Origin of the sequence: Streptococcus oralis (assembly GCF_901543815.1) — a bacterium.
Classification (GTDB): Bacteria; Bacillota; Bacilli; order Lactobacillales; family Streptococcaceae; genus Streptococcus; species Streptococcus oralis_CM.
Genome location: NZ_CABEIU010000002.1, coordinates 767,252 through 791,987 on the forward strand (window position 1 = coordinate 767,252; position 24,736 = coordinate 791,987).

General features: G+C 41.9%; 27 protein-coding genes and 2 pseudogenes. 27 read left to right on the plus strand and 2 right to left on the minus strand.

The window, feature by feature from the left end:
- Positions 1-25: 25 nt before the first annotated feature.
- The 7 genes from FQT28_RS03875 (at position 26) to FQT28_RS03905 (ending at position 6,899) form a co-directional block, all read left to right on the plus strand.
- Positions 26-262, plus strand: coding sequence for a DUF2829 domain-containing protein (locus FQT28_RS03875; RefSeq protein WP_143989482.1), 237 nt, complete (start codon positions 26-28; stop codon positions 260-262).
- On the plus strand, positions 255-953 hold the full coding sequence (locus FQT28_RS03880; protein ID WP_143989483.1) for a 3-oxoacyl-ACP reductase: 699 nt from the start codon (positions 255-257) through the stop codon (positions 951-953). Before FQT28_RS03875 ends, FQT28_RS03880 begins: the two co-directional genes overlap by 8 nt.
- A gap of 10 nt (positions 954-963) precedes the next feature.
- Entirely contained in the window at positions 964-1,668 is a 705-nt protein-coding gene (locus FQT28_RS03885) for a DUF6994 family protein (protein ID WP_143989484.1), read from the plus strand.
- 12 nt (positions 1,669-1,680) lie between these two features.
- Positions 1,681-2,121: an ASCH domain-containing protein gene (locus FQT28_RS03890; protein WP_143989485.1), complete on the plus strand. Its 441-nt coding sequence runs from the start codon at positions 1,681-1,683 to the stop codon at positions 2,119-2,121.
- 120 nt (positions 2,122-2,241) lie between these two features.
- The gene (locus tag FQT28_RS03895) at positions 2,242-4,788 is read left to right on the plus strand and encodes a M1 family metallopeptidase (protein ID WP_143989486.1); all 2,547 of its coding nucleotides are present in this window, start codon (positions 2,242-2,244) and stop codon (positions 4,786-4,788) included.
- Between the two features lie 109 nt (positions 4,789-4,897).
- Positions 4,898-5,572, plus strand: a complete 675-nt coding sequence (gene ciaR, locus FQT28_RS03900) for a two-component system response regulator CiaR (protein ID WP_000590630.1) — start codon at positions 4,898-4,900, stop codon at positions 5,570-5,572.
- A complete protein-coding gene (locus FQT28_RS03905; protein ID WP_143989487.1) occupies positions 5,562-6,899 on the plus strand; it encodes a sensor histidine kinase in 1,338 nt (445 codons plus the stop codon). The genes ciaR and FQT28_RS03905 overlap by 11 nt, the downstream gene beginning before the upstream one ends.
- A gap of 64 nt (positions 6,900-6,963) precedes the next feature.
- On the opposite strand, the gene FQT28_RS03910 is transcribed toward FQT28_RS03905, so the two are convergent.
- Complete coding sequence (locus FQT28_RS03910) at positions 6,964-7,248, minus strand: DUF3270 domain-containing protein (RefSeq protein ID WP_143989488.1); 285 nt, start codon at positions 7,246-7,248, stop codon at positions 6,964-6,966.
- Positions 7,249-7,633: 385 nt separating this feature from the next.
- On the opposite strand from FQT28_RS03910, the gene FQT28_RS03915 reads away from it, so the two are divergent.
- The 10 genes from FQT28_RS03915 (at position 7,634) to deoD (ending at position 17,155) form a co-directional block, all read left to right on the plus strand.
- Positions 7,634-8,689, plus strand: coding sequence for an ABC transporter permease (locus FQT28_RS03915; RefSeq protein WP_143989489.1), 1,056 nt, complete (start codon positions 7,634-7,636; stop codon positions 8,687-8,689).
- Positions 8,690-8,702: 13 nt separating this feature from the next.
- Positions 8,703-9,383, plus strand: a complete 681-nt coding sequence (locus tag FQT28_RS03920; RefSeq protein ID WP_143989490.1) for an ABC transporter ATP-binding protein — start codon at positions 8,703-8,705, stop codon at positions 9,381-9,383.
- 126 nt (positions 9,384-9,509) lie between these two features.
- A complete protein-coding gene (locus tag FQT28_RS03925; RefSeq protein ID WP_131200720.1) occupies positions 9,510-10,439 on the plus strand; it encodes a peptidase U32 family protein in 930 nt (309 codons plus the stop codon).
- Positions 10,440-10,544: 105 nt separating this feature from the next.
- Positions 10,545-11,228: a ribose-5-phosphate isomerase RpiA gene (rpiA, locus tag FQT28_RS03930; RefSeq protein WP_143989491.1), complete on the plus strand. Its 684-nt coding sequence runs from the start codon at positions 10,545-10,547 to the stop codon at positions 11,226-11,228.
- A 23-nt stretch (positions 11,229-11,251) separates the two neighbouring features.
- Positions 11,252-12,463, plus strand: a complete 1,212-nt coding sequence (locus tag FQT28_RS03935) for a phosphopentomutase (protein WP_143989492.1) — start codon at positions 11,252-11,254, stop codon at positions 12,461-12,463.
- A 1-nt stretch (position 12,464) separates the two neighbouring features.
- Positions 12,465-13,025 (plus strand): DUF1697 domain-containing protein, encoded by a 561-nt coding sequence (locus FQT28_RS03940; RefSeq protein ID WP_143989493.1) that lies wholly within the window; start codon positions 12,465-12,467, stop codon positions 13,023-13,025.
- Positions 13,022-13,831 carry a purine-nucleoside phosphorylase gene (locus tag FQT28_RS03945; RefSeq protein ID WP_143989494.1) on the plus strand — a complete coding sequence of 270 codons (810 nt, stop codon included), beginning with the start codon at positions 13,022-13,024 and terminating at the stop codon, positions 13,829-13,831. Before FQT28_RS03940 ends, FQT28_RS03945 begins: the two co-directional genes overlap by 4 nt.
- Positions 13,832-13,835: 4 nt before the next feature.
- Complete coding sequence (locus FQT28_RS03950; protein WP_185952352.1) at positions 13,836-15,071, plus strand: chloride channel protein; 1,236 nt, start codon at positions 13,836-13,838, stop codon at positions 15,069-15,071.
- Complete coding sequence (locus tag FQT28_RS03955) at positions 15,068-15,778, plus strand: type 1 glutamine amidotransferase (RefSeq protein ID WP_143989496.1); 711 nt, start codon at positions 15,068-15,070, stop codon at positions 15,776-15,778. Before FQT28_RS03950 ends, FQT28_RS03955 begins: the two co-directional genes overlap by 4 nt.
- Before the next feature lie 666 nt (positions 15,779-16,444).
- On the plus strand, positions 16,445-17,155 hold the full coding sequence (gene deoD, locus FQT28_RS03960; RefSeq protein ID WP_143989497.1) for a purine-nucleoside phosphorylase: 711 nt from the start codon (positions 16,445-16,447) through the stop codon (positions 17,153-17,155).
- 32 nt (positions 17,156-17,187) lie between these two features.
- Here the strand turns inward: deoD and pavA are convergent, their stop codons facing one another.
- Positions 17,188-18,843 (minus strand): Rqc2 family fibronectin-binding protein PavA, encoded by a 1,656-nt coding sequence (pavA, locus tag FQT28_RS03965; RefSeq protein ID WP_143989498.1) that lies wholly within the window; start codon positions 18,841-18,843, stop codon positions 17,188-17,190.
- 104 nt (positions 18,844-18,947) lie between these two features.
- Between pavA and ybeY the strand changes: the two genes are divergently transcribed.
- From ybeY to rpmG, 10 genes and pseudogenes are all read left to right on the plus strand, one after another.
- The gene (ybeY, locus tag FQT28_RS03970) at positions 18,948-19,445 is read left to right on the plus strand and encodes an rRNA maturation RNase YbeY (protein WP_143989499.1); all 498 of its coding nucleotides are present in this window, start codon (positions 18,948-18,950) and stop codon (positions 19,443-19,445) included.
- On the plus strand, positions 19,426-19,821 hold the full coding sequence (locus FQT28_RS03975; protein ID WP_143989500.1) for a diacylglycerol kinase family protein: 396 nt from the start codon (positions 19,426-19,428) through the stop codon (positions 19,819-19,821). Before ybeY ends, FQT28_RS03975 begins: the two co-directional genes overlap by 20 nt.
- Before the next feature lie 16 nt (positions 19,822-19,837).
- The gene (gene era / locus FQT28_RS03980; protein WP_143989501.1) at positions 19,838-20,737 is read left to right on the plus strand and encodes a GTPase Era; all 900 of its coding nucleotides are present in this window, start codon (positions 19,838-19,840) and stop codon (positions 20,735-20,737) included.
- Between the two features lie 108 nt (positions 20,738-20,845).
- Positions 20,846-21,394 (plus strand): hypothetical protein, encoded by a 549-nt coding sequence (locus FQT28_RS03985; RefSeq protein ID WP_143989502.1) that lies wholly within the window; start codon positions 20,846-20,848, stop codon positions 21,392-21,394.
- Positions 21,395-21,406: 12 nt separating this feature from the next.
- Positions 21,407-21,553: pseudogene (locus FQT28_RS03990) on the plus strand (DNA mismatch repair protein MutT); the annotation flags it as partial.
- Positions 21,546-21,884 (plus strand): annotated as a pseudogene (locus FQT28_RS03995) (KH domain-containing protein); the annotation flags it as partial. The pseudogenes FQT28_RS03990 and FQT28_RS03995, both read left to right, overlap by 8 nt.
- A 48-nt stretch (positions 21,885-21,932) precedes the next feature.
- A complete protein-coding gene (gene mutM / locus FQT28_RS04000; protein WP_143989504.1) occupies positions 21,933-22,757 on the plus strand; it encodes a DNA-formamidopyrimidine glycosylase in 825 nt (274 codons plus the stop codon).
- Positions 22,757-23,362 (plus strand): dephospho-CoA kinase, encoded by a 606-nt coding sequence (gene coaE / locus FQT28_RS04005; RefSeq protein WP_143989505.1) that lies wholly within the window; start codon positions 22,757-22,759, stop codon positions 23,360-23,362. Before mutM ends, coaE begins: the two co-directional genes overlap by 1 nt.
- Positions 23,349-24,548, plus strand: coding sequence for a multidrug efflux MFS transporter (locus FQT28_RS04010; RefSeq protein WP_143989506.1), 1,200 nt, complete (start codon positions 23,349-23,351; stop codon positions 24,546-24,548). Before coaE ends, FQT28_RS04010 begins: the two co-directional genes overlap by 14 nt.
- Entirely contained in the window at positions 24,548-24,697 is a 150-nt protein-coding gene (gene rpmG / locus FQT28_RS04015) for a 50S ribosomal protein L33 (RefSeq protein ID WP_001809104.1), read from the plus strand. The genes FQT28_RS04010 and rpmG overlap by 1 nt, the downstream gene beginning before the upstream one ends.
- The last annotated feature ends 39 nt before the right edge of the window (positions 24,698-24,736 follow it).

Genomic DNA, 24,736 nt, shown 5'->3' on the forward strand with positions numbered 1-24,736 from the left:
GAATATAGAATTAAAGGAGAACATCATGACATTTGAAGAAATCCTGCCTGGATTAAAGGCCAAGAAAAAATATGTACGAACTGGTTGGGGAGGTGCTGAAAACTATGTCCAACTTTTTGATACCATTGAGCAAAATGGTGTAGCTCTTGAGGTGACGCCTTATTTCCTAATCAATGTGTATGGAGAAGGGGAAGGTTTTTCCATGTGGAGCCCGACACCTTGTGATGTTTTGGCGACGGATTGGGTAGAAGTCCATGACTAGACGTGTATTGATTACGGGAGTAAGTTCAGGGATTGGTATGGCTCAAGCTCGACTCTTTTTAGAGAAGGGGTATCAAGTTTATGGAGTTGACCAAGGTGAAAATCCACTCTTACAGGGTGATTTCTACTTTTTACAGAGGGATTTGACATTAGACTTGAAACCTGTTTTTGACTGGTGCCCTCAGGTGGATGTCTTGTGTAATACTGCAGGAGTTTTGGATGCTTATAAGCCCCTATTGGAACAATCAGCGCGGGAAATTCAAGAGATTTTTGAAATCAACTACATAACTCCTGTTGAGCTAACTCGACATTATTTGACAAAAATGCTGGAAAATAAAAAAGGAATTATTATCAATATGTGTTCGATTGCTTCGAGCCTAGCAGGTGGCGGTGGACACGCTTATACTTCCTCCAAGCATGCCTTGGCTGGCTTTACCAAGCAGTTGGCTCTAGACTATGCAGAAGCTGGGATTCAGGTCTTTGGTATCGCTCCAGGAGCTGTTAAGACAGCTATGACTGCTGCAGACTTTGAACCAGGTGGATTGGCAGACTGGGTGGCTAGTGAAACACCCATCAAGCGCTGGATCGAGCCAGAGGAAGTAGCAGAGATTAGCCTTTTCTTAGCAAGTGGAAAAGCGAGCGCCATGCAAGGACAAATCTTGACAATAGATGGTGGCTGGTCTTTGAAGTAGGAGGAGTTGGATGGAAATCATCAAAGAAAACTTAAAACGATGTGATGCTTTTTATCAGAGTGATTTTTATCAATTTTTGAAGAAGAACAATCCAAACTACATCCCATATTTATTTGATCATTTATGTGAGGATCCAGATGCAAGTGACAGAACTTTGTATCAAGAATTAAGTAATAAATTTCAAATCCCTGCTAGAAAAGATCATTTGATAGACGAGATTGAAGGACGAAATATTCGACTTGCTGCTGATATTATTTGTGGTAGAAAGCAAATTGTTCAGTTTCACGAAAATGATTATGAAAAGTGGAGAAAAGATTATGAGCTTGTTCGTTCCAATTTAAACCTTCATTTTTTGTGGCCTAAACACAAAGCACCAACCATCAATACGTATCGCTACACTAAATATTTAGATAGAATTGATTGCTTATTATTTGATTTGAAATCTTATTTTAGTGGAAAAGAGACTCCCATGATGCCTGCCTATCAACGTGAAGAGACAGCGATTTGGTTAAAGCGATTTAATAGAGATTTTAAATACTTTATTGATAAAATGAAGTTGCATTTATTCGTGAATGAAAACTATGATGTTTTAGATATCAGTAAAGGACAATCAGAGATTATACGAAGAATTATTTCTAGAAAAGAAATTTCAGCTACATTAAATCTCTACATGGAAAATATGTTAAAGTTAAATCGTCAAGGTATATTCAAATAAAAGGAGCAACCCATGATACCTCAAGAAATGTGGAATATTTACAAGCAAATTAACCCCTCTATCGGAGATGAGATAGATGCTTGGGCTTTTGGAATGGAAGCCGATCTCTTGGCAGATTTGGTTTTAAGAGGCGAAAAGACGGCAACTGCCTCAGCCTACGACCTCTACGCTCTAGAGGACGAACCTCTTCCGCAAGAAGGGACCTTCGATGTTATTTTAGACAGTCAAGATCAGGCTGTCTGCATTGTCGAAATTACCAAGGTTTCCGTTCAGCCTTTTCATCAAGTTTCTGCTGACCATGCCTACAAGGAAGGGGAGGGGGATAAATCTTTAGCCTATTGGCGTCAGGTTCATGAGGACTTTTTCACCGAGTGGCTGAGGGAGGCAGGACTGACTTTTACCCCTGACAGCAAGGTTGTTTTAGAAGAATTTCGCAAGGTCTACCCACTCTAGACTGCAGAAGGAAGAAAGTTTTGGAAATTACCGTCCAATCCTTTTTTCTTAAGCAAAACATGATATAATAAGTTTGTTTGAAGAAGAGTAAAACTCTTAAACTTAGAATAGGAGAAAACTATGCAAGCAGTTGAACATTTTATTACGCAATTTGTTCCTGAACACTATGATTTATTTTTAGACTTGAGTCGTGAGACCAAGACGTTTTTTGGGAAGGTGACCATTACTGGTCAAGCACAGAGTGACCGTATTTCCCTTCACCAAAAAGACTTGGAAATCACTTCTGTAGAAGTTGCGGATCAAGCTCGTCCATTTACAGTTGACCATGACAATGAAGCCCTTCATATCGAATTGGCTGAGGCTGGTCAAGTTGAATTGGTTATTGCTTTTTCAGGAAAAATTACAGACAACATGACAGGGATTTACCCTTCTTACTACACTGTTGATGAAGTCAAGAAGGAAGTCTTGTCTACTCAGTTTGAAAGCCATTTTGCGCGCGAAGCCTTCCCATGTGTGGACGAGCCTGAAGCCAAAGCAACTTTTGACCTTTCTCTTCGTTTTGACCAAGCGGAAGGTGAAGTAGCCTTGTCAAACATGCCTGAGATTGATGTGGAAAAACGCAAGGAAACAGGTATCTGGAAGTTTGAGACAACACCTCGCATGTCTTCTTACTTGTTAGCCTTTGTAGCAGGTGATTTGCAAGGGGTGACCGCTAAAACTAAAAACGGTACCCTCGTAGGTGTCTACTCAACCAAAGCTCACCCACTATCTAACCTTGATTTCTCACTAGACATCGCCGTTCGCTCAATCGAGTTTTACGAAGATTACTATGGAGTTAAGTATCCAATCCCTCAATCACTTCACATCGCTCTTCCTGACTTCTCAGCTGGTGCCATGGAAAACTGGGGTCTTGTGACCTACCGTGAAGTTTACTTGATTGTGGATGAGAACTCTACCTTTGCCAGCCGTCAGCAAGTTGCCCTTGTTATCGCCCACGAGCTTGCCCATCAATGGTTTGGAAACCTCGTGACTATGAAATGGTGGGATGACCTTTGGCTCAATGAAAGCTTCGCCAACATGATGGAATACGTCTGTGTGGATGCCATCGAGCCAAGTTGGAATATTTTTGAAGACTTCCAAACAGGTGGTGTTCCGTCTGCATTAAAACGTGACGCGACAGATGGCGTTCAGTCTGTCCATGTCGAAGTCAAACACCCAGATGAAATCAATACCCTCTTTGACGGAGCTATCGTCTACGCTAAAGGAAGTCGCCTCATGCACATGCTTCGTCGTTGGCTAGGTGATGCTGATTTCGCTAAAGGTTTGCATGCCTACTTTGAAAAACACCAATACAGCAACACCATTGGTCGTGACCTTTGGAATGCTCTCGGACAAGCATCAGGGCGAGATGTCGCAGCCTTCATGGATTCTTGGTTGGAACAGCCTGGCTACCCAGTTCTCACTGTCAAAGTTGAAAATGATGTTTTGAAGATTTCACAAAAACAATTCTTCATCGGTGAGCACGAAGACAAGAACCGTCTCTGGGTAGTGCCACTTAACAGCAACTGGAAAGGTCTGCCAGATACACTTGAAACTGAAAGTATCGAAATTCCTGGATACGCAGCTCTTCTTGCTGAAAACAAAGGAGCCCTTCGTCTCAATACTGAAAATACAGCTCACTACATTACAGACTATCAAGGAGACTTGTTAGATGCTGTTCTTGCTGAGCTAGAGACACTTGATAACACAAGTAAACTACAATTCGTCCAAGAACGTCGTTTGCTTGCAGAAGCAGGACATATTTCTTATGCGGACTTGCTCCCTGTCCTTGATAAACTTGCTAAGGAAGAGTCTTACCTTGTGGTTTCAGTTGTTTCTCAAGTGATTTCAGCCCTTGAGCGCTTTATCGATGAAGGAACGGATGCTGAAACAGCCTTCAAAGCACTGGTTGCTAAATTGGCTCGTCATAACTATGACCGTCTTGGCTTTGAAGCCAAAGACGGAGAATCAGATGAGGATGAATTGGTTCGTCAGTTGGCCGTTTCTATGATGATTCGCTCAAATGATGCAGAAGCTAGTCAAGTCGCTAGCCAAATCTTTGCAACTCATAAGGAGAACCTTGCAGGACTTCCAGCAGCCATCCGTGCTCAAGTTCTTATCAATGAGATGAAACACCATGAGACCAAAGACTTGGTCGCAACTTATCTGGACCTCTACACTCATGCCACAGATGCTGTCTTCAAACGCCAGTTGGCAGCTGCTCTTGCCTACAGTACAGATGCTGACAATATCCAAACCTTGATTAGTTCATGGAAGGATAAGTTTGTTGTGAAACCACAAGACCTTTCTTCATGGTACCTCCAATTCCTTGGACACCAAGCGACTCAAGAAACTGTTTGGGTATGGGCGCGTGAAAACTGGGATTGGATCAAGGCAGCCCTCGGTGGCGACATGAGTTTTGATAGCTTTGTCATCTTCCCATCACACATCTTTAAAACTGAGCAACGCTTGGCAGAGTACAAGGAATTCTTTGAGCCACAACTTTCTGACCTAGCTCTAAGCCGTAACATTCGTATGGGTATCAAGGATATCGCAGCGCGTGTTGACTTGATTAAGCGTGAGAAAGCAGCAGTAGAAACTGTTGTAGCCCAATATGCTAAAGCTTAATTCGTTCAAAATGTAAACAAAAACTCAACTTTCTATCTTAAAAGAAGAGAGAGTTGAGTTTTTTTTAAGGCAATTTTGGTATAATAATCATAACAAGGAGGAGTTTCTGATGATAAAAATCTTATTAGTAGAAGATGACCTGGGCCTGTCAAACTCAGTATTTGACTTTTTAGATGATTTTGCAGATGTCATGCAGGTCTTTGATGGAGAAGAAGGTCTCTACGAAGCTGAAAGTGGCGTCTATGACTTGATTTTGCTTGATCTGATGTTGCCGGAAAAAAATGGCTTCCAAGTCTTGAAAGAGTTGCGAGAAAAAGGAATTACAACACCAGTTCTGATCATGACTGCCAAAGAAAGTTTGGATGACAAGGGACATGGTTTTGAGTTGGGAGCGGATGACTACCTCACCAAGCCTTTCTACCTAGAAGAACTCAAAATGCGGATCCAAGCCCTTCTCAAACGTTCAGGTAAGTTTAATGAAAACACTTTGACCTATGGAGATATTGTCGTCAACCTTTCAACGAATGAAGTGAAAGTGGAAGATACTCCTGTGGAACTGCTCGGAAAAGAGTTTGAATTGTTGGTTTACTTCCTTCAAAATCAAAATGTTATTCTTCCCAAGACGCAAATTTTTGACCGTCTATGGGGATTTGATAGCGATACGACTATTTCCGTTGTAGAAGTCTATGTCTCAAAAGTTCGTAAGAAATTGAAGGGAACGGCCTTTGCTGAAAACCTTCAAACCTTGCGTAGTGTCGGGTATATTTTAAAAGATGTTCAATAAACTAAAAAAAACATGGTATGCGGATGATTTCAGCTATTTCATTCGAAACTTTGGAGTGTTCACCCTGATCTTCTCTGCTATGACCTTGATTATCCTCCAGGTCATGCACTCGAGTCTCTACACTTCTGTAGATGAAAAACTCCAAGCCCTTAGTAGTAGTCCCCAAGCTGTTATCCAGTTAGCCCTGAATCGGGCAACTGAGGAGGTCAAGGACATCCAACCCGCAACTGCGGATGCCAGCAAGGCTGAAATCAAACCCAATGTTAGCTCCAATACCGAAGTTTTGCTCTTTGACAAGGATTTTAACCAACTCTTACTGGGCAATCGCTTTTTAGGTTTAGACAAGATCAAACTGGACAAGAAAGAATTGAATCATATTCGCCAAATCCAAGTTTTCAATAGCTATGGTCAGGAAGAAACCTACCGAATGATCTTGATGGAAACAAATTCGTCCACTGTTTCAAGCAATGTCAAATATGCGGCGGTTTTAATCAATACTAGCCAGCTTGAGCAAATCAGCCAAAACCACGAGCATTTAATTGTTGTAGTCATGGCCAGTTTCTGGCTCCTGTCTTTAATTGCCAGTGTTTATCTGGCACGTGTCAGTGTCAAACCTTTACTGGAAAGTATGCAAAAGCAGAAGTCCTTTGTTGAAAATGCCAGTCACGAACTGAGAACGCCTTTGGCTGTTTTACAAAATCGTTTAGAGACTCTCTTTCGAAAACCAGAAGCAACAATTATGGAGTCTAGCGAAAGTATCGCTTCGAGTCTTGAAGAAGTTCGCAACATGCGCTTCCTCACGACCAATCTTCTCAACCTTGCACGTCGAGATGATGGAATCAAACCAGAAATAGCAGAAGTTTCTCCGCAATTCTTTAAAACAGCCTTTTCTAACTATGAGTTGATTGCTTCTGAAAATGATCGAGTTTTTAACTACGAAAATCGGATTTATCGTCCCTTCATGACCGATCAGTTGCTCCTAAAACAGCTCATGACCATCTTATTTGACAATGCCATCAAGTATACCGAAGAAGATGGAAAAATTGAGTTTGTGGTTTATGCTACAGATCGCCACCTCTATCTTACAGTAACGGATAACGGAATTGGAATCTCAGCTGCTGACAAGAAGAAAATCTTTGACCGCTTTTACCGTGTAGACAAGGCGAGAACCCGTCAGAAAGGTGGCTTTGGCCTTGGACTATCTTTGGCCAAGCAGATCGTAGATGCCTTACGAGGAACGATTAGCGTAAAAGATAACAAACCTAGAGGAACAATTTTTGAAGTTAAGATCGCTATTCAGTCTCCTTCAAAACGTAAGAATAAATAAAAAAGACAGTTAGATGACTGTCTTTTTTGATCACTAGAAAAGAGGCTGGTAGTAGTACCAACCTTTATTTTGAAAATTTTCGTTTCATTATCTTTCGTTGAAGTTGTAAAAGTGCGAAGCTTGTTGCCATAGCAGCGATAAAGGACAAAGCTGTGTTAAACTTTAAGGCTAAAAAGATAAAGCTAAAAAGCACCATAAAAATACAAAAACAAGCGATATTGACAAAAAATAAAATCTCTTTTGGGTTAGGGCCGACTGGGGCTTCTGGTGTATAATCTTGATAAAGCGGAGTTTGTTTCGATTCTGGAATTTGTTCAAACTCATAAGCTTCTAGTTTTCTTGCGGGCATGATTCTCTCCTTAACAGTACCCAACTATTTTATCATTTTTTATGCAGAGAATTGTTACAGAATGGTTACAAAACTGCTAAAGTCTCTTATCATCTTCTAAGTCACTCTTCTTGACACCCACTAGAGAAAGTGATAGCATGGATGTTACACTTAAAACAGATGACCTGACTTTCTCTATTATAAATATACTGAGAAAGGAAAGGATAACTTATATAAATTGATAGCAAGCTGAGGCTTTTTCCTAAGATGATTTGTTGAGTTGCTACCTTGATTCATTTTAAAAGAATAGGTAGGAGTTGTTTTGAATGGATGGAAGGACAGAGATTCTGTCTATAGGATTGGGTGGCCTTCTTGCTACCTCTGGGGAAAGTTAAAGGAGATAAGCATGTATCTTGCTATCAAAGAAATAGTACGAAACAAACTTCGATATAGTTTGATTCTAACTACCATTTTTCTTATCGCTTTTATGGTCTTTTTTATGACCAGTCTAGCTCTTGGTCTTGTGCGAAACAACCGGGCAGCTATTGATAATTGGCAGGCGACGGGTGTGGTTTTATCCGACTACGCAAATGATAATTTGACAGCATCTTTTATTCCTGAAAAGGACTACAAGGATAAGAGTTCTGAAGAGGCTACTCCATTGGGCTATATGTTTGCTGTGACCAATCTAGTCGATGGTAGTGAAAAGGTCAATGTTTCCATTTTTGCCCAAGACTGGGACTCTTTCATCTCTCCTAGTTTGACGGAGGGGCGTTATCCTGAAGGAGATGATGAGGTTGTTGTGGATCAGTCTTTTGAGAACTATGGGATGAAGCTAGGTGATGCCATTCAGCTCAATGGTAGCGAGTCAAGTTACAAGATTGTAGGCCTGACTCAAGGAAATAAATTTTTCACCGAGCCGGTTGTCTTTACGAGTCTGACAACTTATTGGACCTTACAAGGAACCTTGAAAGCCAATCGTTCCATCTCTGCCTTGGTATTGAAAAATGACATAGAAGTGGTCGGGGATGGTCTGAAACAGATTTCCATTCCAAAAATGATATCGAAAATTCCTGGTTACACACCTCAGGTGAATGTATTTTCGGGAATGATTCTCGCTATGATTGTTATCACAGGCTTGATTGTGGGGATTTTTGTTTATATCATTACCATACAAAAACTAGGCCTTTATGGAATAATGCGGGCTCAAGGGATACAGATCAAAACCATTGTATGGTCTCTATTCTGTCAAATCTTCCTCCTAGCTGGTATGGGGATTGCGTTAGCCTTGCTGGCAATCGGAGGAGTCATTTTAGTCTTACCAGCTACCTTCTTTTTCTATCCAAGTTGGATAGCCTACTCTGTCCTAAGCTTGGTAATTTCCTTGATGGCCCTTCTAGGTGGTGTCATTTCACTTCCACGCTTGCTAAAGGTGGACCCGATTACTGCAATTGCAGAGTGATAAGGAGAATAGTATGACAGCATTGATTGAAATGAATCAAGTGACAAAAACCTACGGAGAAGGCAAGATGAAAGTCGTAGCCCTGTATGAGACGAATTTTCAGCTAAATGCAGGAGAGTTCGTTGCTATCGTTGGGCCTTCTGGCTCTGGAAAGACGACCTTTCTAACAACTTTAGGACAACTTCAGGAAGCATCGAGTGGAAAGATTCTAGTCAAAGGGAAGGAAACAGGCAGTTTGACGGAGAAGGAAAAAACAGATCTCCGTTTTAGAGAGTTTGGTTTCATTCTCCAGGCTTCAAACCTAATTCCTTTTCTAACAGTCAAGGAACAGCTGGATTTGATTGACAGACTAGATAAGGGAAAAAATAGTAAAAGTGACCGAAAAGAGCTCTTTGACTTGTTGGATTTGGAAAAAGTTCAAGATCAGTATCCCAAAGCTCTATCGGGTGGCGAACGTCAGCGTGCCGCGATTGCTAGAGCGCTCTATAACAATCCAAGCATTGTGCTTGCAGATGAGCCAACAGCCAGTCTAGACACCCAGCGTGCCTACCAAGTAACGGAGATGCTGGCTGCCATTGCTCATGAACAAGGCAGAGGAGTTGTTATGATTACGCATGATACTCGTCTTCTTGATAAGGTTGACCGAATTTATGTCATGAACGATGGCCACCTAGTTGAAGAAACACATGCATAAAAAAAGAGTGAATGGTACAAGTTACCGTTCACTTTTTGATTGCAACCTTTAAAAAATGACTTTGACTTTTTATAAAACTCCTAGTACCCATAGCTGATTTTTGAGAAATGTGGTATAATTTTTCTTATGGAAAAGATTATCATTACAGCAACTGCTGAAAGTATTGAACAAGTTGAACAGTTACTCGAAGCTGGCGTAGATCGTATCTATGTTGGTGAGAAAGATTTTGGCCTTCGTCTGCCAACAACCTTTAGTTATGAAGATTTACGCACTATCGCTAATCTCGTTCATGAAGCAGGCAAGGAACTGATTGTCGCGGTTAATGCCCTCATGCACCAAGATATGATGGACCGTATCAAGCCTTTCCTAGACTTCTTGGAAGAAATCAAGACAGACTATATTACTGTTGGGGACGCAGGTGTCTTTTACGTGGTCAACCGTGATGGCTACTCCTTTAAAACCATCTACGATGCTTCAACTATGGTGACTAGTAGCCGTCAGATTAACTTCTGGGGTCAAAAGGCTGGCGCATCTGAGGCTGTCTTGGCCCGTGAAATTCCATCTGCTGAACTTTTCAAGATGCCCGAGATTTTGGAAATTCCTGCTGAAGTGTTGGTTTACGGAGCTAGTGTCATTCACCATTCTAAACGTCCGCTCTTACAAAACTACTATAACTTTACGCATATCGATGATGAAAAGACGCGTAAACGTGATCTCTTCTTGGCAGAGCCGAGTGACCCAGAAAGCCATTATTCCATCTTTGAAGACAATCATGGTACCCACATCTTTGCCAACAACGACCTTGATTTGATGACCAAATTGACAGAATTGGTGGAGCATGGTTTTACTCACTGGAAACTTGAGGGGCTCTACACCCCAGGTCAGAATTTTGTAGAAATTGCTAAACTCTTTATTCAAGCGCGTGGCTTGATTCAAGAGGGGAATTTCAGCCATGATCAAGCCTTTTTGCTGGATGAAGAAGTTCGTAAACTTCACCCTAAAAACCGTTTCCTGGACACAGGATTCTATGATTACGATCCAGATATGGTTAAATAGGACACCAAAACCCGAAATAAAAATGTTCGGGTTTTTCAAGCGTATTCATGAAATAAAAACGGATACATGTTATAATAAAAGTAGCTCTTTAATGGAGGTGTTTAAGTGGAGAATCTGAAAAAGATGGCAGGTATCAAGGCTGCTGAGTTTGTCAAGGATGGTATGGTTGTTGGACTCGGTACTGGATCAACTGCCTACTATTTCGTAGAAGAAATCGGTCATCGGATTAAGGAAGAAGGTTTGCAGATTACTGCTGTGACGACTTCCAGTGTTACTAGTAAACAGGCCGAAGGTCTTAATATCCCGCTCAAGTCGATTGATCAAGTGGACTTTGTCGATGTGACAGTCGATGGAGCGGATGAAGTAGATAGCCAGTTCAACGGGATCAAAGGTGGTGGTGGTGCCCTTCTGATGGAGAAGGTTGTCGCAACGCCCTCAAAAGAATACATTTGGGTGGTAGATGAAAGCAAGCTGGTAGAGAAACTAGGTGCTTTTAAATTGCCAGTAGAAGTGGTTCAGTATGGCGCGGAACAGATCTTTCGTCGGTTTGAGCGAGCTGGCTATAAACCAAGTTTTCGTGAAAAAGACGGTCAACATTTTGTGACCGATATGCAGAACTTTATCATTGACCTAGCCTTGGATGTCATTGAAGATCCAATTGCCTTCGGGCAAGAATTGGACCATATCGTTGGTGTCGTAGAGCATGGCTTGTTCAACCAAATGGTGGATAAGGTCATCGTTGCTGGACGAGATGGTGTTCGGATTTTAACTTCAACAAAAGCAAACTAATCAACATAATAAGGAGACAGACTATGTCAAAATTTAATCGTATTCACTTGGTGGTACTGGATTCTGTGGGAATCGGTGCTGCGCCAGATGCCAATAACTTTGTTAATGCAGGGGTTCCAGATGGAGCTTCTGACACACTAGGACACATTTCAAAAACAGTTGGTTTGAATGTCCCAAACATGGCTAAAATCGGTCTAGGAAATATTCCTCGCGAAACTCCCTTGAAGACTGTACCAGCAGAAAGCCATCCAACAGGATATGTGACAAAATTGGAAGAAGTATCTCTTGGTAAGGATACCATGACTGGTCACTGGGAAATCATGGGACTCAACATTACCGAGCCTTTCGATACTTTCTGGAACGGATTCCCAGAAGAAATCTTGACAAAAATCGAAGAATTTTCAGGACGTAAGGTCATTCGTGAAGCCAACAAACCTTACTCAGGAACAGCTGTTATCGACGATTTTGGACCACGTCAGATGGAAACTGGGGAGTTGATTATCTATACTTCAGCTGACCCAGTTTTGCAGATTGCTGCCCACGAAGACATCATTTCTTTAGATGAATTGTATCGTATTTGTGAATATGCTCGTTCGATTACCCTTGAGCGTCCTGCTCTTCTAGGTCGTATCATTGCCCGTCCATATGTGGGTGAACCAGGTAACTTCACTCGTACGGCAAATCGTCGTGACTTGGCCGTATCTCCATTTGCTCCAACTGTTCTCGATAAACTCAATGAAGCAGGTATCGATACTTATGCTGTGGGTAAAATCAATGATATCTTTAACGGTGCAGGAATCAATCATGACATGGGACACAACAAGTCAAATAGCCACGGAATTGATACACTATTGAAGACCATGGGACTTGCTGAATTTGAAAAAGGATTCTCTTTCACAAACTTGGTTGACTTTGATGCCCTTTACGGCCACCGTCGCAATGCTCATGGTTACCGTGATTGCTTGCATGAGTTTGATGAACGCTTGCCTGAAATTATCGCAGCCATGAGAGAGAACGACCTTCTCTTGATTACAGCGGACCATGGAAATGACCCAACCTATGCTGGAACTGACCACACTCGTGAATATATTCCACTTTTAGCTTACAGCCCTAGCTTTAAGGGAAATGGTGTCATTCCAGTTGGACATTTTGCAGATATCTCAGCGACTGTTGCCGATAACTTTGGTGTTGAAACTGCCATGATTGGGGAAAGTTTCTTAGATAAATTGGTATAAGATGACGCGCTATGCTTTACTTGTTCGGGGTATTAATGTCGGTGGGAAAAATAAAGTTGTCATGGCGCAACTTCGTCAAGAATTGACAGAGTTGTGTTTGGAGAAGGTTGAAACCTACATTAACAGTGGCAATATCTTCTTTACTTCGACAGATGCCAAAGCCCGATTGGTTGAAAAGTTAGAGGCTTTCTTTGAAGTCCATTATCCATTTATCCAGAGCTTTTCTTTGCTGAGTCTAGAGGACTTTGAAGCGGAACTTGAAAATCTTCCTGAATGGTGGACCAAAGATTTGGCACGAAAGGATGTCCTCTTTTACACGGAGGGCTTGGATGTGGCTCAAGTCATTGAGAAAGTTGAAAGTTTGGAACTGAAAGATGAAGTGGTTCATTTTGGAAGACTTGGGATTTTCTGGGGGAAATTCTCTGAAGAATCCTACTATGCAACTGCCTATCACAAGTACTTGCTCAAGATGCCTTTCTATCGCAACATCACCATTCGCAATGCCAAAACCTTTGACAAAATCGGTCAAATGTTAAAAAATAATAAAGGAGACACACAATGACATTTTTAGATAAAATCAAGGAAACAGCTGCTTTCCTGAAAGACAAGGGAATCCAAGCGCCTGAGTTCGGTCTAATCCTTGGATCAGGACTTGGAGAATTGGCAGAAGAAATCGAAAATCCAGTTGTAGTAGACTATGCTGAGATTCCAAACTGGGGTCGCTCTACAGTAGTTGGTCACGCTGGTAAATTGGTATATGGTGACCTTGCAGGTCGAAAAGTCTTGGCTCTTCAAGGTCGCTTCCATTTCTACGAGGGAAATCCTCTTGAAGTCGTGACTTTCCCAGTACGTGTGATGAAAGTTCTCGGATGTGAAGGTGTCATTGTAACCAATGCAGCTGGAGGTATTGGATTTGGTCCTGGTACCTTGATGGTTATCTCAGACCATATCAATATGACGGGGCAAAACCCATTGATGGGTGAAAACTTGGATGACTTTGGTCCACGTTTCCCTGATATGTCTAAATCCTACACACCAGAATACCGTGCTACTGCCCATGAAGTGGCTAAAAAACTCGGTATCAAGCTTGATGAAGGTGTCTATATTGGTGTAACAGGTCCGACTTATGAAACCCCAGCAGAGATTCGTGCCTATAAGACATTGGGGGCAGATGCAGTTGGTATGTCCACTGTTCCTGAAGTTATTGTGGCCGCCCACTCAGGCTTGAAAGTTCTAGGAATTTCATGTATCACTAACCATGCTGCTGGTTTCCAAGAAGAACTCAACCACGAAGAAGTTGTGGAAGTGACAGAGCGTGTCAAAGGCGACTTCAAAGGATTGCTTAAAGCGATTCTTGCTGAATTGTGATCCTATGAAAGCACGACTCCAAAGTCTGCCCTACGTACTAAGGTTGCTTCTAGCCACTTTATCATTGGGAATAGCGACTGGACTAGTCGGCATTGCCTGCCATTATCTGTTAGAAGGTGTGCAAAGTCTGGCTTTTGGCCAAGCTAGTTCGGATTTGCTCCAACAATTCCAAGAAGCTGGAGGTCTCCGTAGATTCCTCGTCTTGTGTGTGACAGGGTGCTTGGCAGCAGGATTCTGGTATGTCTTACAGAGACGTTATAAGCTTCAGTCTATTCGAAAGCAAATCGACTTAGTTGGAAATACAGATCCAGTTCCTTTGCCCCACCTACTTCATGCAGTCATGCAGATCGTGATTGTTGGAGCGGGGGCTTCGGTCGGAAAAGAAGCTGCTCCACGCGAGGTTGGTGCTCTTATAGGTGGTCGCTTGGCGAAAGAATTTTTCCTAACTGTAAAAGATCGAAAAGTCTTAATTGCATGTGGAGCAGGAGCCGGTTTAGCTGCGGTCTATCAGGTTCCCTTTGCCAGTAGCTTGTTCGTCTTTGAGACCTTAGGACTTGCTTATAGTTGGCAAAATATTCTGCTAGTTTTGGCAAGTACCTATTTGGCAAATTGGATTGTTCAGCCTATTGTTGGTCATGATGTCCTCTATCACCTGTCTGCAGTTTCATGGTCGCTCAGCAGTTTTCTACAGGCTATTTTGATTGCTCTCTTGGTTACTCCGCTTGCTCTGGTCTTTTCTTTCCTAACAAAGCAAGCTAATCGCAAACGGCGCAAGGATGAGACGATCCTTTGGGCTCTTCCTCTAGCCTTTCTAGTGTTGGGGAGCCTTGTATCCTTTTTCTCTATCTTTATGGGAAATGGTCAGGTACTAGCGCAAGCCTTGTTATCTCACCAGCCTGTTCCCTATCTTCCACTGGCTCTTGCAATGAAGGGGCTTCTGGTTTATCTCCTCTTACGCAATGGTGCCTATGGGGGAACCTTGACACCATCATTTGCCTTGGGGATTGGGTCTGGTTACTTAGTGACCTTGCTTTTGACAGTAGTTGGTGTCCATCTGGATCCAGCTCTAGGAATGCTACTAGGAGCAACAGTCTTTTTAGGGACGACCTTACACGCTCCTCTGACAGCGATTGCTCTGACCATTGGATTTACTGGACAGGCTTGGAGTTTGACAATACCGCTTGTACTAGCGGCAGGAATGTCTTATGTGATTCGAAAGAGATGGGAGAGAGGACAATGAAGGTACATTTTGTACTGCATGAAACATTTGAGGTTCCGGGTGCTTATCTAAAATGGGCTCTGGAACGAGGTCATCACATTACATCAACAAAGGTTTATGAAAAAGAACCTCTTCCTGAAACAATTGACGGGATTGATTTTCTGATTGTCATGGGTGGTCCCCAATCTCCTGATGAGGATAGAGAAAACTTCCCATACTATGACCCTAAGGCTGAGCTTGCTTTTATGAAAGAAGCGATTGCTGCAGATATTTATATTGTTGGTGTCTGTCTTGGTGCGCAGCTCCTGTCTGTTGCCTATGGTGCGAAGTATGAACATAGTCCAGAGCGCGAGATCGGCGTTTATCCTGTGACATTGACGATGCAAGGCCTAACAGATCCTCATGTCAGCTTGTTCGGAGAAACCTTAGAAATCGGCCACTGGCACGGTGATATGCCAGGGCTGACAGAGGATGCTGTTGTTCTTGCGACGAGTCAAGGTTGTCCACGCCAAATTATTCGCTTTAGTCCGAAGCATTATGCATTTCAGGCCCATTTGGAATTTGATCCCGAAGTAGTAGAACTCTTAATTACTGCGGATGGTGAGGAGCAATTAAGAGAGCAAAGTGAAAAGTTATCTTTTGTTCAAACACCAGAAGAATTACGTGGAAACGATTACTCTGAAATGAATGCAAAACTGTATGCATTTTTAGATTCGTTGGTAAACTAGGAACTACAGAAAGGCGGGATTCCAACTTTGGAAGAGAACTTGGAATCATCTTACTATGAAATCAAAAGGTGTAGTAAGTATTTAATACTACCCCTCTTTAAACTTTATATAATATATAAAAAGAAAGGTAGAGCGAGATGTTCAGATTTGAACACGAGCGGAAAACTTTTCTAAAAAAATTGAAAGGTAGGTAGTTTGGGTTTGAATTGAACCCGTGCTGTTCTCCTATTTGTCATCAAAATTAAGAAAGAAAGGAATTGAACCCTCCCTAAAAGCAGTGGGAAAAAGATAGTTGGTCTAGCGAGCATCGCTCATTGCACCCAACTCCTATTTCCTCTTCGCTTTTTGACGGGTTTGGTATCTTTCGTAGTATCACTTTTAGAATAAAGAAAGGATGGGTTAACTGTATTCACTGAACTGAATACGGGCGGAGAACTATGTAAAAAAGATAAACTGTCTAGCATCTACGATGCTTCGTCAGTTTCCTATTTTTACTTTGTTATCTGTCGCTATCCTAAATATACAATAAAGAAAGGTAGAGCAAGGTGTTCTAATTTGAACACGAGCGGAAAACTCGGAAAATAGATAATCTGATTGAGAAATCAGGATTTCTCGTCAGATTCCTAATTTTCAGTCGTTTTCTTGTCGCTCTTTGTATTATAAATTATGTCTATCCATATTGCTGCTAAGCAGGGTGAAATTGCTGATAAAATTCTTCTTCCTGGGGATCCTCTTCGTGCTAAGTTTATTGCGGAGAACTTCCTTGAAGATGCTGTTTGTTTTAACGAAGTGCGTAACATGTTTGGCTACACTGGTACTTACAAGGGGCATCGTGTATCTGTCATGGGAACTGGGATGGGGATGCCATCCATTTCGATCTACGCGCGTGAGTTGATTGTGGATTACGGTGTGAAGAAATTGATTCGTGTGGGAACTGCTGGTTCTTTGAATGAAGATGTTCACGTCCGTGAATTGGTCTTGGCACAGGCTGCTGCAACCAACTCAAACATCATCCGCAACGACTGGCCACAGTATGATTTTCCACAGATTGCAAGTTTTGACTTGCTAGACAAGGCCTACCATATCGCCAAAGAACTCGGTATGACAACCCACGTTGGGAACGTCTTGTCTTCAGATGTCTTTTACTCAAACTATTTTGAAAAGAACATCGAGCTTGGTAAATGGGGAGTCAAGGCTGTGGAGATGGAAGCAGCAGCTCTTTACTATCTTGCTGCCCAACACCACGTTGATGCACTTGCTATTATGACCATCTCCGATAGTTTGGTCAATCCAGATGAAGACACCACTGCAGAAGAACGCCAAAACACCTTCACCGATATGATGAAGGTTGGTTTGGAAATCTTGATTGCAGAGTAAAATGTAAAAGAAAATCCTGTTTTCAAGTGAAATCAGGATTTTTTCATAGATGCGATTTTTTCTGGGTCTGGCGTAACGCGGAGGGTCTTTTGTCCGGTATAGGTTACAAAACCGGGTTTTCCTCCTGTTGGTTTGTTGAGTTTCTTTACTTCAATCATATCCACCTGAACTAGATTAGATAAGCGCCCTTTGGAGAAATAGGCAGCCAGTTCGGCCGCATCTGTCTTGACTTCGTCAGATGGGTCAAGATTTCCTGAGATGACGACATGGCTTCCAGGGATGTCCTTGGCATGGAACCAAAGTTCTTCTTTGCGAGCCATTTTAAAGGTCAATTCTTCGTTTTGAAGATTGTTTCGACCGACATAGATAATGGTTTTGCCATCGCTCGCCAGATACTGTTCTGGTTTTTTGCGTTTCTGGATTTTTTCTCTCTGTCTTCTTCGGATGAAGCCTGTTTGGATCAATTCTTCACGGATTTCAGCGATTTCTTCCAGTCCAGCTTGGTTGAGCACAGTCTCCACGCTTTCCAGATAGAGAATAGTTGCCTTGGTTTCTTCAATCAGTTCAGTCAGGTATTTGACAGCTTCTTTGAGTTTCTGGTAACGTTTAAAATAGCGTTGAGCATTCTGGCTGGGAGTCCAGGCCTTATCAAGCGCAATGGTGATAGGTTGATTGGTGTAGTAGTTGTCCAAGGTAACCTGATCTTGGTCATTAGGCACTTGGTGGAGGAAGGTTGTCAACAATTCTCCTTTTTGGCGAAATTCCTCAGCATTGTCTGTCGCTAGTAACTCTTTTTCTTGTTTTTTCAGCTTATGGCGATTTTTCTGAAGTTCATTTTCAACACGTCTAATCAGTTCACTGGCTTGCTGTTTGACGCGGTCGCGTTCAGCCTTGTCCTTATAGTAGGTGTCTAGCAAGTCAGAAAGGCTGGCAAAAGGCTCTCCTACACGATTCGTAAAAGGAACTGGGCTGAAAGAAATCCCTGTCAAGTATGGTTTGGTTTCTTGACTGAAAAAGTTTCGGAAAGTGGATAGTTTGTCACTGACCAATAAACTTTCCAGTTCGTTTGCCGTATCTCGTCCTAGACCTTGAAAGAGACTTTGAAGATTTTTAGCTTTTAGCTCTTGGGTCTGCAGGATTTCAAAGAGCTTTTCATCCTTGACAGTAAAAGGATTGAGAGATTCGGTGCTTGGCGGAGCGATATAGGTCGATCCTGGAAGTAAGGTGCGGTAGCTATTTTGTGAAAAGCCGACGTGTTTGATAACTTCGAGGATTTTATGGCTACTTTTATCCACGAGGAGAATATTGCTGTGTTTGCCCATAATCTCGATAATCAAGGCAGCCTGAATATGATCCCCAATCTCATTTTTATTGGAAACTGTGATTTCCATGATACGGTCATTTTCGACTTGCTCAATCGACTCAATCAGGGCACCCTGCAAATACTTTCTCAAAACCATGATAAAAGTAGAAGGTTGGGCTGGATTTTCAAAAGTCGTTTGGGTTAGCTGGATGCGCCCAAAAACGGGATGGGCAGAGAGGAGCAGGCGATGGCTTTGGCGATTGCTACGGATTTGCAAGACCAACTCTTGTTCAAAAGGCTGATTGATTTTCTGAATGCGACCATTGACCAACTCTCTTCGCAATTCCTTAACCATGTGGTGTAAAAAAAATCCGTCAAATGACATCGTTCTCTCCTTGTGATTGTATTCCATAGTATTATATCAAAAAGGTAGAATAAAATCATGGAAATGTGGTATAATAAAGCCAAGTAAAGAGAATCGAGAAGTACATGTATATTGAAATGGTAGATGAAACTGGTCAAGTTTCACAAGAAATCTTGCACCAAACCCAAGAAATTTTGGAATTTGCAGCCCAAAAAATAGGAAAAGAAGACAAGGAGATGGCAGTCACTTTTGTGACTAACGAGCGTAGCCATGAACTCAATCTCGAGTACCGTGATACGGATCGTCCGACAGATGTCATTAGCCTTGAGTATAAACCAGAGTTGGACATCTCCTTTGACGAAGAGGATTTGCTTGAAAATCCTGAATTAGCAGAAATGATGTCCGAGTTTGATGCCTACATTGGGGAACTGTTCATCTCTATCGATAAAGCGCATGAGCAGGCTGAGGAATACGGTCACAGCTTTGAGCGTGAAATGGGCTTCTTGGCAGTACACGGCTTTTTACACATTAACGGCTACGATCACTACACTCCGGAAGAAGAAGCGGAGATGTTCGGTTTACAAGAAGAAATTTTGACAGCCTATGGACTCACAAGACAATAAACGAAAATGGAAAAATCGTGACCTGGTATCTAGTTTAGAATTTGCTCTTACAGGAATTCTGACTGCTTTCAAGGAAGAACGCAATATGCGAAAACATGCAGTGACGGCTCTAGTAGTTATCTTTGCAGGTTTTGTTTTTCAGGTGTCACGCATTGAATGGCTCTTTCTCCTGATGAGCATTTTCTTGGTAGTAGCCTTTGAGATTATTAACTCTGCTATTGAAAATGTGGTGGATCTAGCCAGTCACTATCACTTTTCTATGTTGGCAAAGAAAGCCAAGGACATGGCAGCAGGAGCCGTGCTAGTTGTCTCTCTTTTTGCTGCAGTGACAGGTGCACTTATCTTTCTCCCACGCATTTGGGATATACTATTTTAAACAGTAAGAGGAAATTATGACATTTAAATCAGGCTTTGTAGCCATTTTAGGACGTCCCAATGTTGGAAAGTCAACCTTTTTGAATCACGTCATGGGGCAAAAGATTGCCATTATGAGTGACAAGGCGCAAACAACGCGCAATAAAATCATGGGGATTTACACAACAGATAAGGAGCAAATCGTCTTTATCGATACACCTGGGATTCACAAGCCTAAGACAGCCCTTGGGGATTTCATGGTGGAATCTGCCTACAGTACTCTGCGTGAAGTAGATACTGTTCTATTCATGGTGCCAGCTGATGAGCCACGTGGTAAGGGCGACGATATGATTATCGAGCGTCTGAAAGCTGCCAAGGTTCCAGTTATTTTGGTGGTCAATAAGATTGACAAGGTCCACCCAGACCAACTTCTGGCTCAGATTGATGACTTCCGTAATCAAATGGAGTTTAAGGAGATTGTCCCAATCTCAGCCCTTCAGGGAAATAACGTTTCTCGTCTAATTGACATCCTTAGTGAAAATCTTGAGGAAGGTTTCCAGTATTTCCCAGCTGATCAAATCACAGATCATCCTGAGCGTTTCTTGGTTTCTGAAATGATCCGTGAGAAAGTCTTGCACCTAACTCGAGAAGAGATTCCTCACTCAGTTGCAGTAGTAGTCGACTCTATGAAGCGGGATGAAGAGACAGACAAGGTTCATATCCGTGCAACCATCATGGTGGAGCGCGATAGCCAGAAAGGCATTATCATCGGAAAAGGTGGCGCAATGCTCAAGAAAATTGGGACTATGGCTCGTCGTGATATCGAACTCATGCTAGGTGATAAGGTTTTCCTAGAAACTTGGGTCAAGGTCAAGAAAAACTGGCGTGATAAAAAGCTAGATTTGGCTGACTTTGGCTATAATAAGAAGGAGTATTAAAACTTAAGAGTAGCTTGATGATCAGTTATAAGTCGAGGAGTTTGGGTTGGTTATCTTCTTATGATTAAAAATTTCTATGTAAAGTGAAGGGATTAATAAAGTGAGATTATGCAGGATAATAAAAAAAATACTTTTTTAGGTTTTTTAGGTCTGCTACTAATTTTAGGGGTATTGTATTTTTCTTTCAATTGGTTTTTGACGTTGTTCTCCATTCTAAAAACATATAATGCAATCATAGTTGTTGCGATTATTACAGGATTTGTCACCATTGCTACGACTACATTTAAAGTGATTTTTGATATAAGGCAGACTAGGTTACAATATTTAACGCAAAAACGTGAAACGGCTTATTATCATTTTGTTGAAATGATATATAAAATAAATCAATCTGATAAAGAAAATTCGCAATATCCATCTGAGGAACAAATTGCAGATTTGATAAAATTTAGTAAAGAAATAACGTTATGGGGTTCTAGAAAAGTTGTCGAAAATTGGATGGAATTTCGAAAAGTTGCTACGTCTGATTCGGATGGTAAAAAATTACTCAAAATCTCAGAACAACTAATGAATGAAATGAGAAATGATTTAGGTGTCTCAAGAGTTAAAGAAAAAGCCTTGCTATCGTTTTTTATAAATGATATTGAAAATTTAGATTAGAAAGTATTAAATATGACCCAAGACTATATTTCCTATATTCGCTCCAAGGTGAGGTATGATAAGGTTATACTGAATTTTGCTGGTGGAATTTTGGCAGACGAGGAGGGTCGTGTGCTTCCACAGTTGCGAGGCGATAAGAAAACATGGGTGCTTCTTGGTTTCAGAAATGATTCGTGAGAAAGTTCTTCATTTGACGCGCGAAGAAATTCCCCACTCAGTTGCCGTAGTAGTCGACTCTATGAAGCGGGATGAAGAGACAGACAAGATTCATATCCGTGCAACCATTATGGTTGAACGAGATAGCCAAAAGGGTATTGTCATCGGAAAAGGTGGCGATATGCTCAAGAAAATTGGGACCATGACTCGTCGTGATATCGAACTCATGCTAGGGGACAAGGTTTTCCTAGAAACTTGGGTCAAGGTCAAGAAAAACTGGCGTGATAAAAAGCTGGACCTAGCTGACTTTGGCTATAATGAAAAAGAATACTAAGTAGAGGTGGGCTCATGCCTGCTTCTTGTTTTTACAGAAGGAGGAACGATGCCTGAATTACCTGAGGTTGAAACGGTTCGTCGTGGCTTAGAAAAATTGATTTTGGGAAAGAAGATTTCTAGCCTAGAGATTCGTTATCCCAAGATGATTAAGACGGATTTGGAAGAGTTTCAAAAAGAACTAGCTGGTCAAGTAATTGAGTCAATGGGACGCCGTGGAAAATATTTGCTTTTTTACCTAACAGACAAGGTCTTGATTTCTCATTTGCGGATGGAAGGCAAGTATTTTTACTATCCGGACCAGGTTCCTGAACGTAAGCATGCCCATGTTTTCATCCAGTTTGAGGATGGTGGGACGCTTGTTTATGAGGATGTACGCAAGTTTGGTACTATGGAACTGCTGGCCCCTGACCTTTTGGAAGCCTACTTTATTTCTAAAAAATTAGGTCCTGAGCCAAGAGAGCAGGACTTTGATTTGCAGGTCTTTCAAGCTGCCCTAGTCAAATCTAAAAAGCCTATCAAATCCCATCTCCTAGACCAAACTTTGGTAGCTGGCCTTGGCAATATCTATGTGGATGAGGTCCTCTGGCAAGCACAGGTCCATCCAGCTCGATCTTCTCAGAGTTTAACAGCAGAAGAAGCGTCGGTTATTCATGACCAGACCATTGCTGTTTTGAGACAGGCAGTTGAAAAGGGCGGTTCCACCATTCGAACCTATACCAATGCCTTTGGGGAAGATGGAACCATGCAGGATTTTCATCAAGTTTATGATAAGGCTGGTCAAGAGTGTTCACGCTGTGGAACTCTAATTGAGAAAATCCAGCTCGGTGGACGAGGAACTCATTTTTGTCCTCAGTGTCAAAGGAGGGGCTGATGGGAAAAATCATTGGAATCACAGGAGGAATTGCCTCTGGGAAGTCAACTGTGACAAATTTCCTAAGAGAGAAAGGCTTTCAAGTGGTCGACGCTGACCAACTTGTCCACCAGTTACAAAGACCTGGTGGTCGTCTTTATCAGCTCTTAGTTCAGCACTTTGGGAAGGAAATTATCTTAGAAAATGGAGCACTAAATCGCCCTCTCCTGGCTAGTCTCATCTTCTCAAATCCAGAAGAACAAGAATGGTCTAAGCAAACCCAAGGGGAGATTATTCGTGAGGAATTGGCTGCACTGAGAGAACAGTTAGCCCAGACAGAAATGGTTTTTTTCATGGATATTCCCCTACTTTTTGAACAGGACTACAGTGCTTGGTTTGATGAAACGTGGCTGGTCTATGTTGACTATGATATCCAATTAGAACGTTTTATGAAACGGGATCACCTTTCTAAGGAATCAGCTGAAGCACGTCTGGCAGTCCAGTGGTCTTTAGAAGAAAAGAAAAGTTTGGCGAGTCATATATTAGATAATAATGGCAGTCGTGATCAGCTTGTGGGTCAAGTAGTGAGGTTACTTGAAGGAGGAGATAGCTGTGCAAGAGATTAGTTGGAAAGATAATCTTCGTGTCGCCTGGTTCGGTAGTTTTCTAACGGGAGCCAGTATTTCCTTGGTCGTCCCTTTTATGCCTATCTTTGTAGAGCAGTTGGGAATCGAGAGTGACCAAGTTGCTTTTTATGCTGGATTAGCCATCTCAGTTTCGGCTGTTTCAGCAGCTCTAGTTTCTCCTATCTGGGGTATTCTTGCTGACAAGTACGGTCGTAAACCCATGATGATTCGAGCTGGCCTTGCCATGACCATCACTATGGGAGGTTTGGCCTTCGTGCCGAATATCTATTGGTTAATCTTTCTTAGATTACTAAATGGCGTATTTACAGGTTTCGTACCGAATGCGACAGCTTTAATAGCCAGTCAAGTCCCCAAGGATAAGTCTGGCTATGCTTTGGGGACTTTATCAACTGGAGTAGTAGCTGGAACCCTAACGGGCCCCTTTGTAGGTGGCTTGATTGCTGAAATTTTTGGTATTCGCAATGTCTTTTTATTGGTGGGTGCTTTCCTATTTTTAGCCGCAATCTTAACCATTTTCTTTATCAAGGAAGATTTTCAGCCAGTTGCTAAGGAGAAGGCTATTCCAACAAAAGAGTTGTTTAGTTCTATTAAACACTCTCATCTTTTGATTAATTTGTTTTTAACCAGCTTTGTCATTCAATTTTCAGCTCAATCAATTGGTCCTATCCTGGCTCTCTATGTGCGGGACTTAGGGCAGACTGAAAATCTCCTCTTTGTATCTGGTTTGATAGTATCGAGTATGGGATTTTCTAGCATGATGAGTGCTGGAGTGATGGGAAAACTAGGAGATAAGGTGGGAAATCATAGACTTTTAGTTGCAGCGCAGGTTTATTCAGTCATCATTTACCTTCTTTGTGCCCATGCAACCAGCCCCATTCAACTTGGCTTGTATCGTTTTCTATTTGGTTTGGGAACGGGTGCTCTGATACCAGGTGTTAATGCATTGCTTAGTAAGATGACTCCCAAAGCAGGCATTTCAAGGATTTTTGCCTTTAACCAAGTCTTTTTCTACCTTGGGGGTGTTGTTGGTCCCATGACTGGTTCAGCAGTCGCGGGGCAATTTGGCTACCACTCTGTTTTTTATGCGACAGCAGCCTGTGTGGCTTTCAGTTGTTTATTTAACTTAGTTCAATTTAGATCATTATTAAAAGTAAAGGAAATCTAGTGCGAGTAAAAATTAATCTCAAATGCTCCTCTTGTGGCAGTATTAATTACCTAACCAGTAAGAACTCCAAAACCCATCCAGACAAGATTGAGGTTTTAAAGTATTGTCCCAAGGAAAGAAAAGTAACCCTACATCTTGAATCTAAGTAGAATTTATGGTAAAATAATAGGGATTTTAAGGAGTTTGAT

Excerpts from the sequence above, each read along its gene's own strand:
- FQT28_RS03875 (WP_143989482.1), top strand. The coding sequence starts at position 26 with ATGACATTTGAAGAAATCCTGCCTGGATTAAAGGCCAAGAAAAAATAT.
- FQT28_RS03880 (WP_143989483.1), top strand. The coding sequence starts at position 255 with ATGACTAGACGTGTATTGATTACGGGAGTAAGTTCAGGGATTGGTATG.
- FQT28_RS03885 (WP_143989484.1), top strand. The coding sequence starts at position 964 with ATGGAAATCATCAAAGAAAACTTAAAACGATGTGATGCTTTTTATCAG.
- FQT28_RS03890 (WP_143989485.1), top strand. The coding sequence starts at position 1,681 with ATGATACCTCAAGAAATGTGGAATATTTACAAGCAAATTAACCCCTCT.
- FQT28_RS03895 (WP_143989486.1), top strand. The coding sequence starts at position 2,242 with ATGCAAGCAGTTGAACATTTTATTACGCAATTTGTTCCTGAACACTAT.
- ciaR (WP_000590630.1), top strand. The coding sequence starts at position 4,898 with ATGATAAAAATCTTATTAGTAGAAGATGACCTGGGCCTGTCAAACTCA.
- FQT28_RS03905 (WP_143989487.1), top strand. The coding sequence starts at position 5,562 with ATGTTCAATAAACTAAAAAAAACATGGTATGCGGATGATTTCAGCTAT.
- FQT28_RS03910 (WP_143989488.1), bottom strand. The coding sequence starts at position 7,248 with ATGCCCGCAAGAAAACTAGAAGCTTATGAGTTTGAACAAATTCCAGAA.
- FQT28_RS03915 (WP_143989489.1), top strand. The coding sequence starts at position 7,634 with ATGTATCTTGCTATCAAAGAAATAGTACGAAACAAACTTCGATATAGT.
- FQT28_RS03920 (WP_143989490.1), top strand. The coding sequence starts at position 8,703 with ATGACAGCATTGATTGAAATGAATCAAGTGACAAAAACCTACGGAGAA.
- FQT28_RS03925 (WP_131200720.1), top strand. The coding sequence starts at position 9,510 with ATGGAAAAGATTATCATTACAGCAACTGCTGAAAGTATTGAACAAGTT.
- FQT28_RS03935 (WP_143989492.1), top strand. The coding sequence starts at position 11,252 with ATGTCAAAATTTAATCGTATTCACTTGGTGGTACTGGATTCTGTGGGA.
- FQT28_RS03940 (WP_143989493.1), top strand. The coding sequence starts at position 12,465 with ATGACGCGCTATGCTTTACTTGTTCGGGGTATTAATGTCGGTGGGAAA.
- FQT28_RS03945 (WP_143989494.1), top strand. The coding sequence starts at position 13,022 with ATGACATTTTTAGATAAAATCAAGGAAACAGCTGCTTTCCTGAAAGAC.
- FQT28_RS03950 (WP_185952352.1), top strand. The coding sequence starts at position 13,836 with ATGAAAGCACGACTCCAAAGTCTGCCCTACGTACTAAGGTTGCTTCTA.
- FQT28_RS03955 (WP_143989496.1), top strand. The coding sequence starts at position 15,068 with ATGAAGGTACATTTTGTACTGCATGAAACATTTGAGGTTCCGGGTGCT.
- deoD (WP_143989497.1), top strand. The coding sequence starts at position 16,445 with ATGTCTATCCATATTGCTGCTAAGCAGGGTGAAATTGCTGATAAAATT.
- pavA (WP_143989498.1), bottom strand. The coding sequence starts at position 18,843 with ATGTCATTTGACGGATTTTTTTTACACCACATGGTTAAGGAATTGCGA.
- ybeY (WP_143989499.1), top strand. The coding sequence starts at position 18,948 with ATGTATATTGAAATGGTAGATGAAACTGGTCAAGTTTCACAAGAAATC.
- FQT28_RS03975 (WP_143989500.1), top strand. The coding sequence starts at position 19,426 with ATGGACTCACAAGACAATAAACGAAAATGGAAAAATCGTGACCTGGTA.
- era (WP_143989501.1), top strand. The coding sequence starts at position 19,838 with ATGACATTTAAATCAGGCTTTGTAGCCATTTTAGGACGTCCCAATGTT.
- FQT28_RS03985 (WP_143989502.1), top strand. The coding sequence starts at position 20,846 with ATGCAGGATAATAAAAAAAATACTTTTTTAGGTTTTTTAGGTCTGCTA.
- mutM (WP_143989504.1), top strand. The coding sequence starts at position 21,933 with ATGCCTGAATTACCTGAGGTTGAAACGGTTCGTCGTGGCTTAGAAAAA.
- coaE (WP_143989505.1), top strand. The coding sequence starts at position 22,757 with ATGGGAAAAATCATTGGAATCACAGGAGGAATTGCCTCTGGGAAGTCA.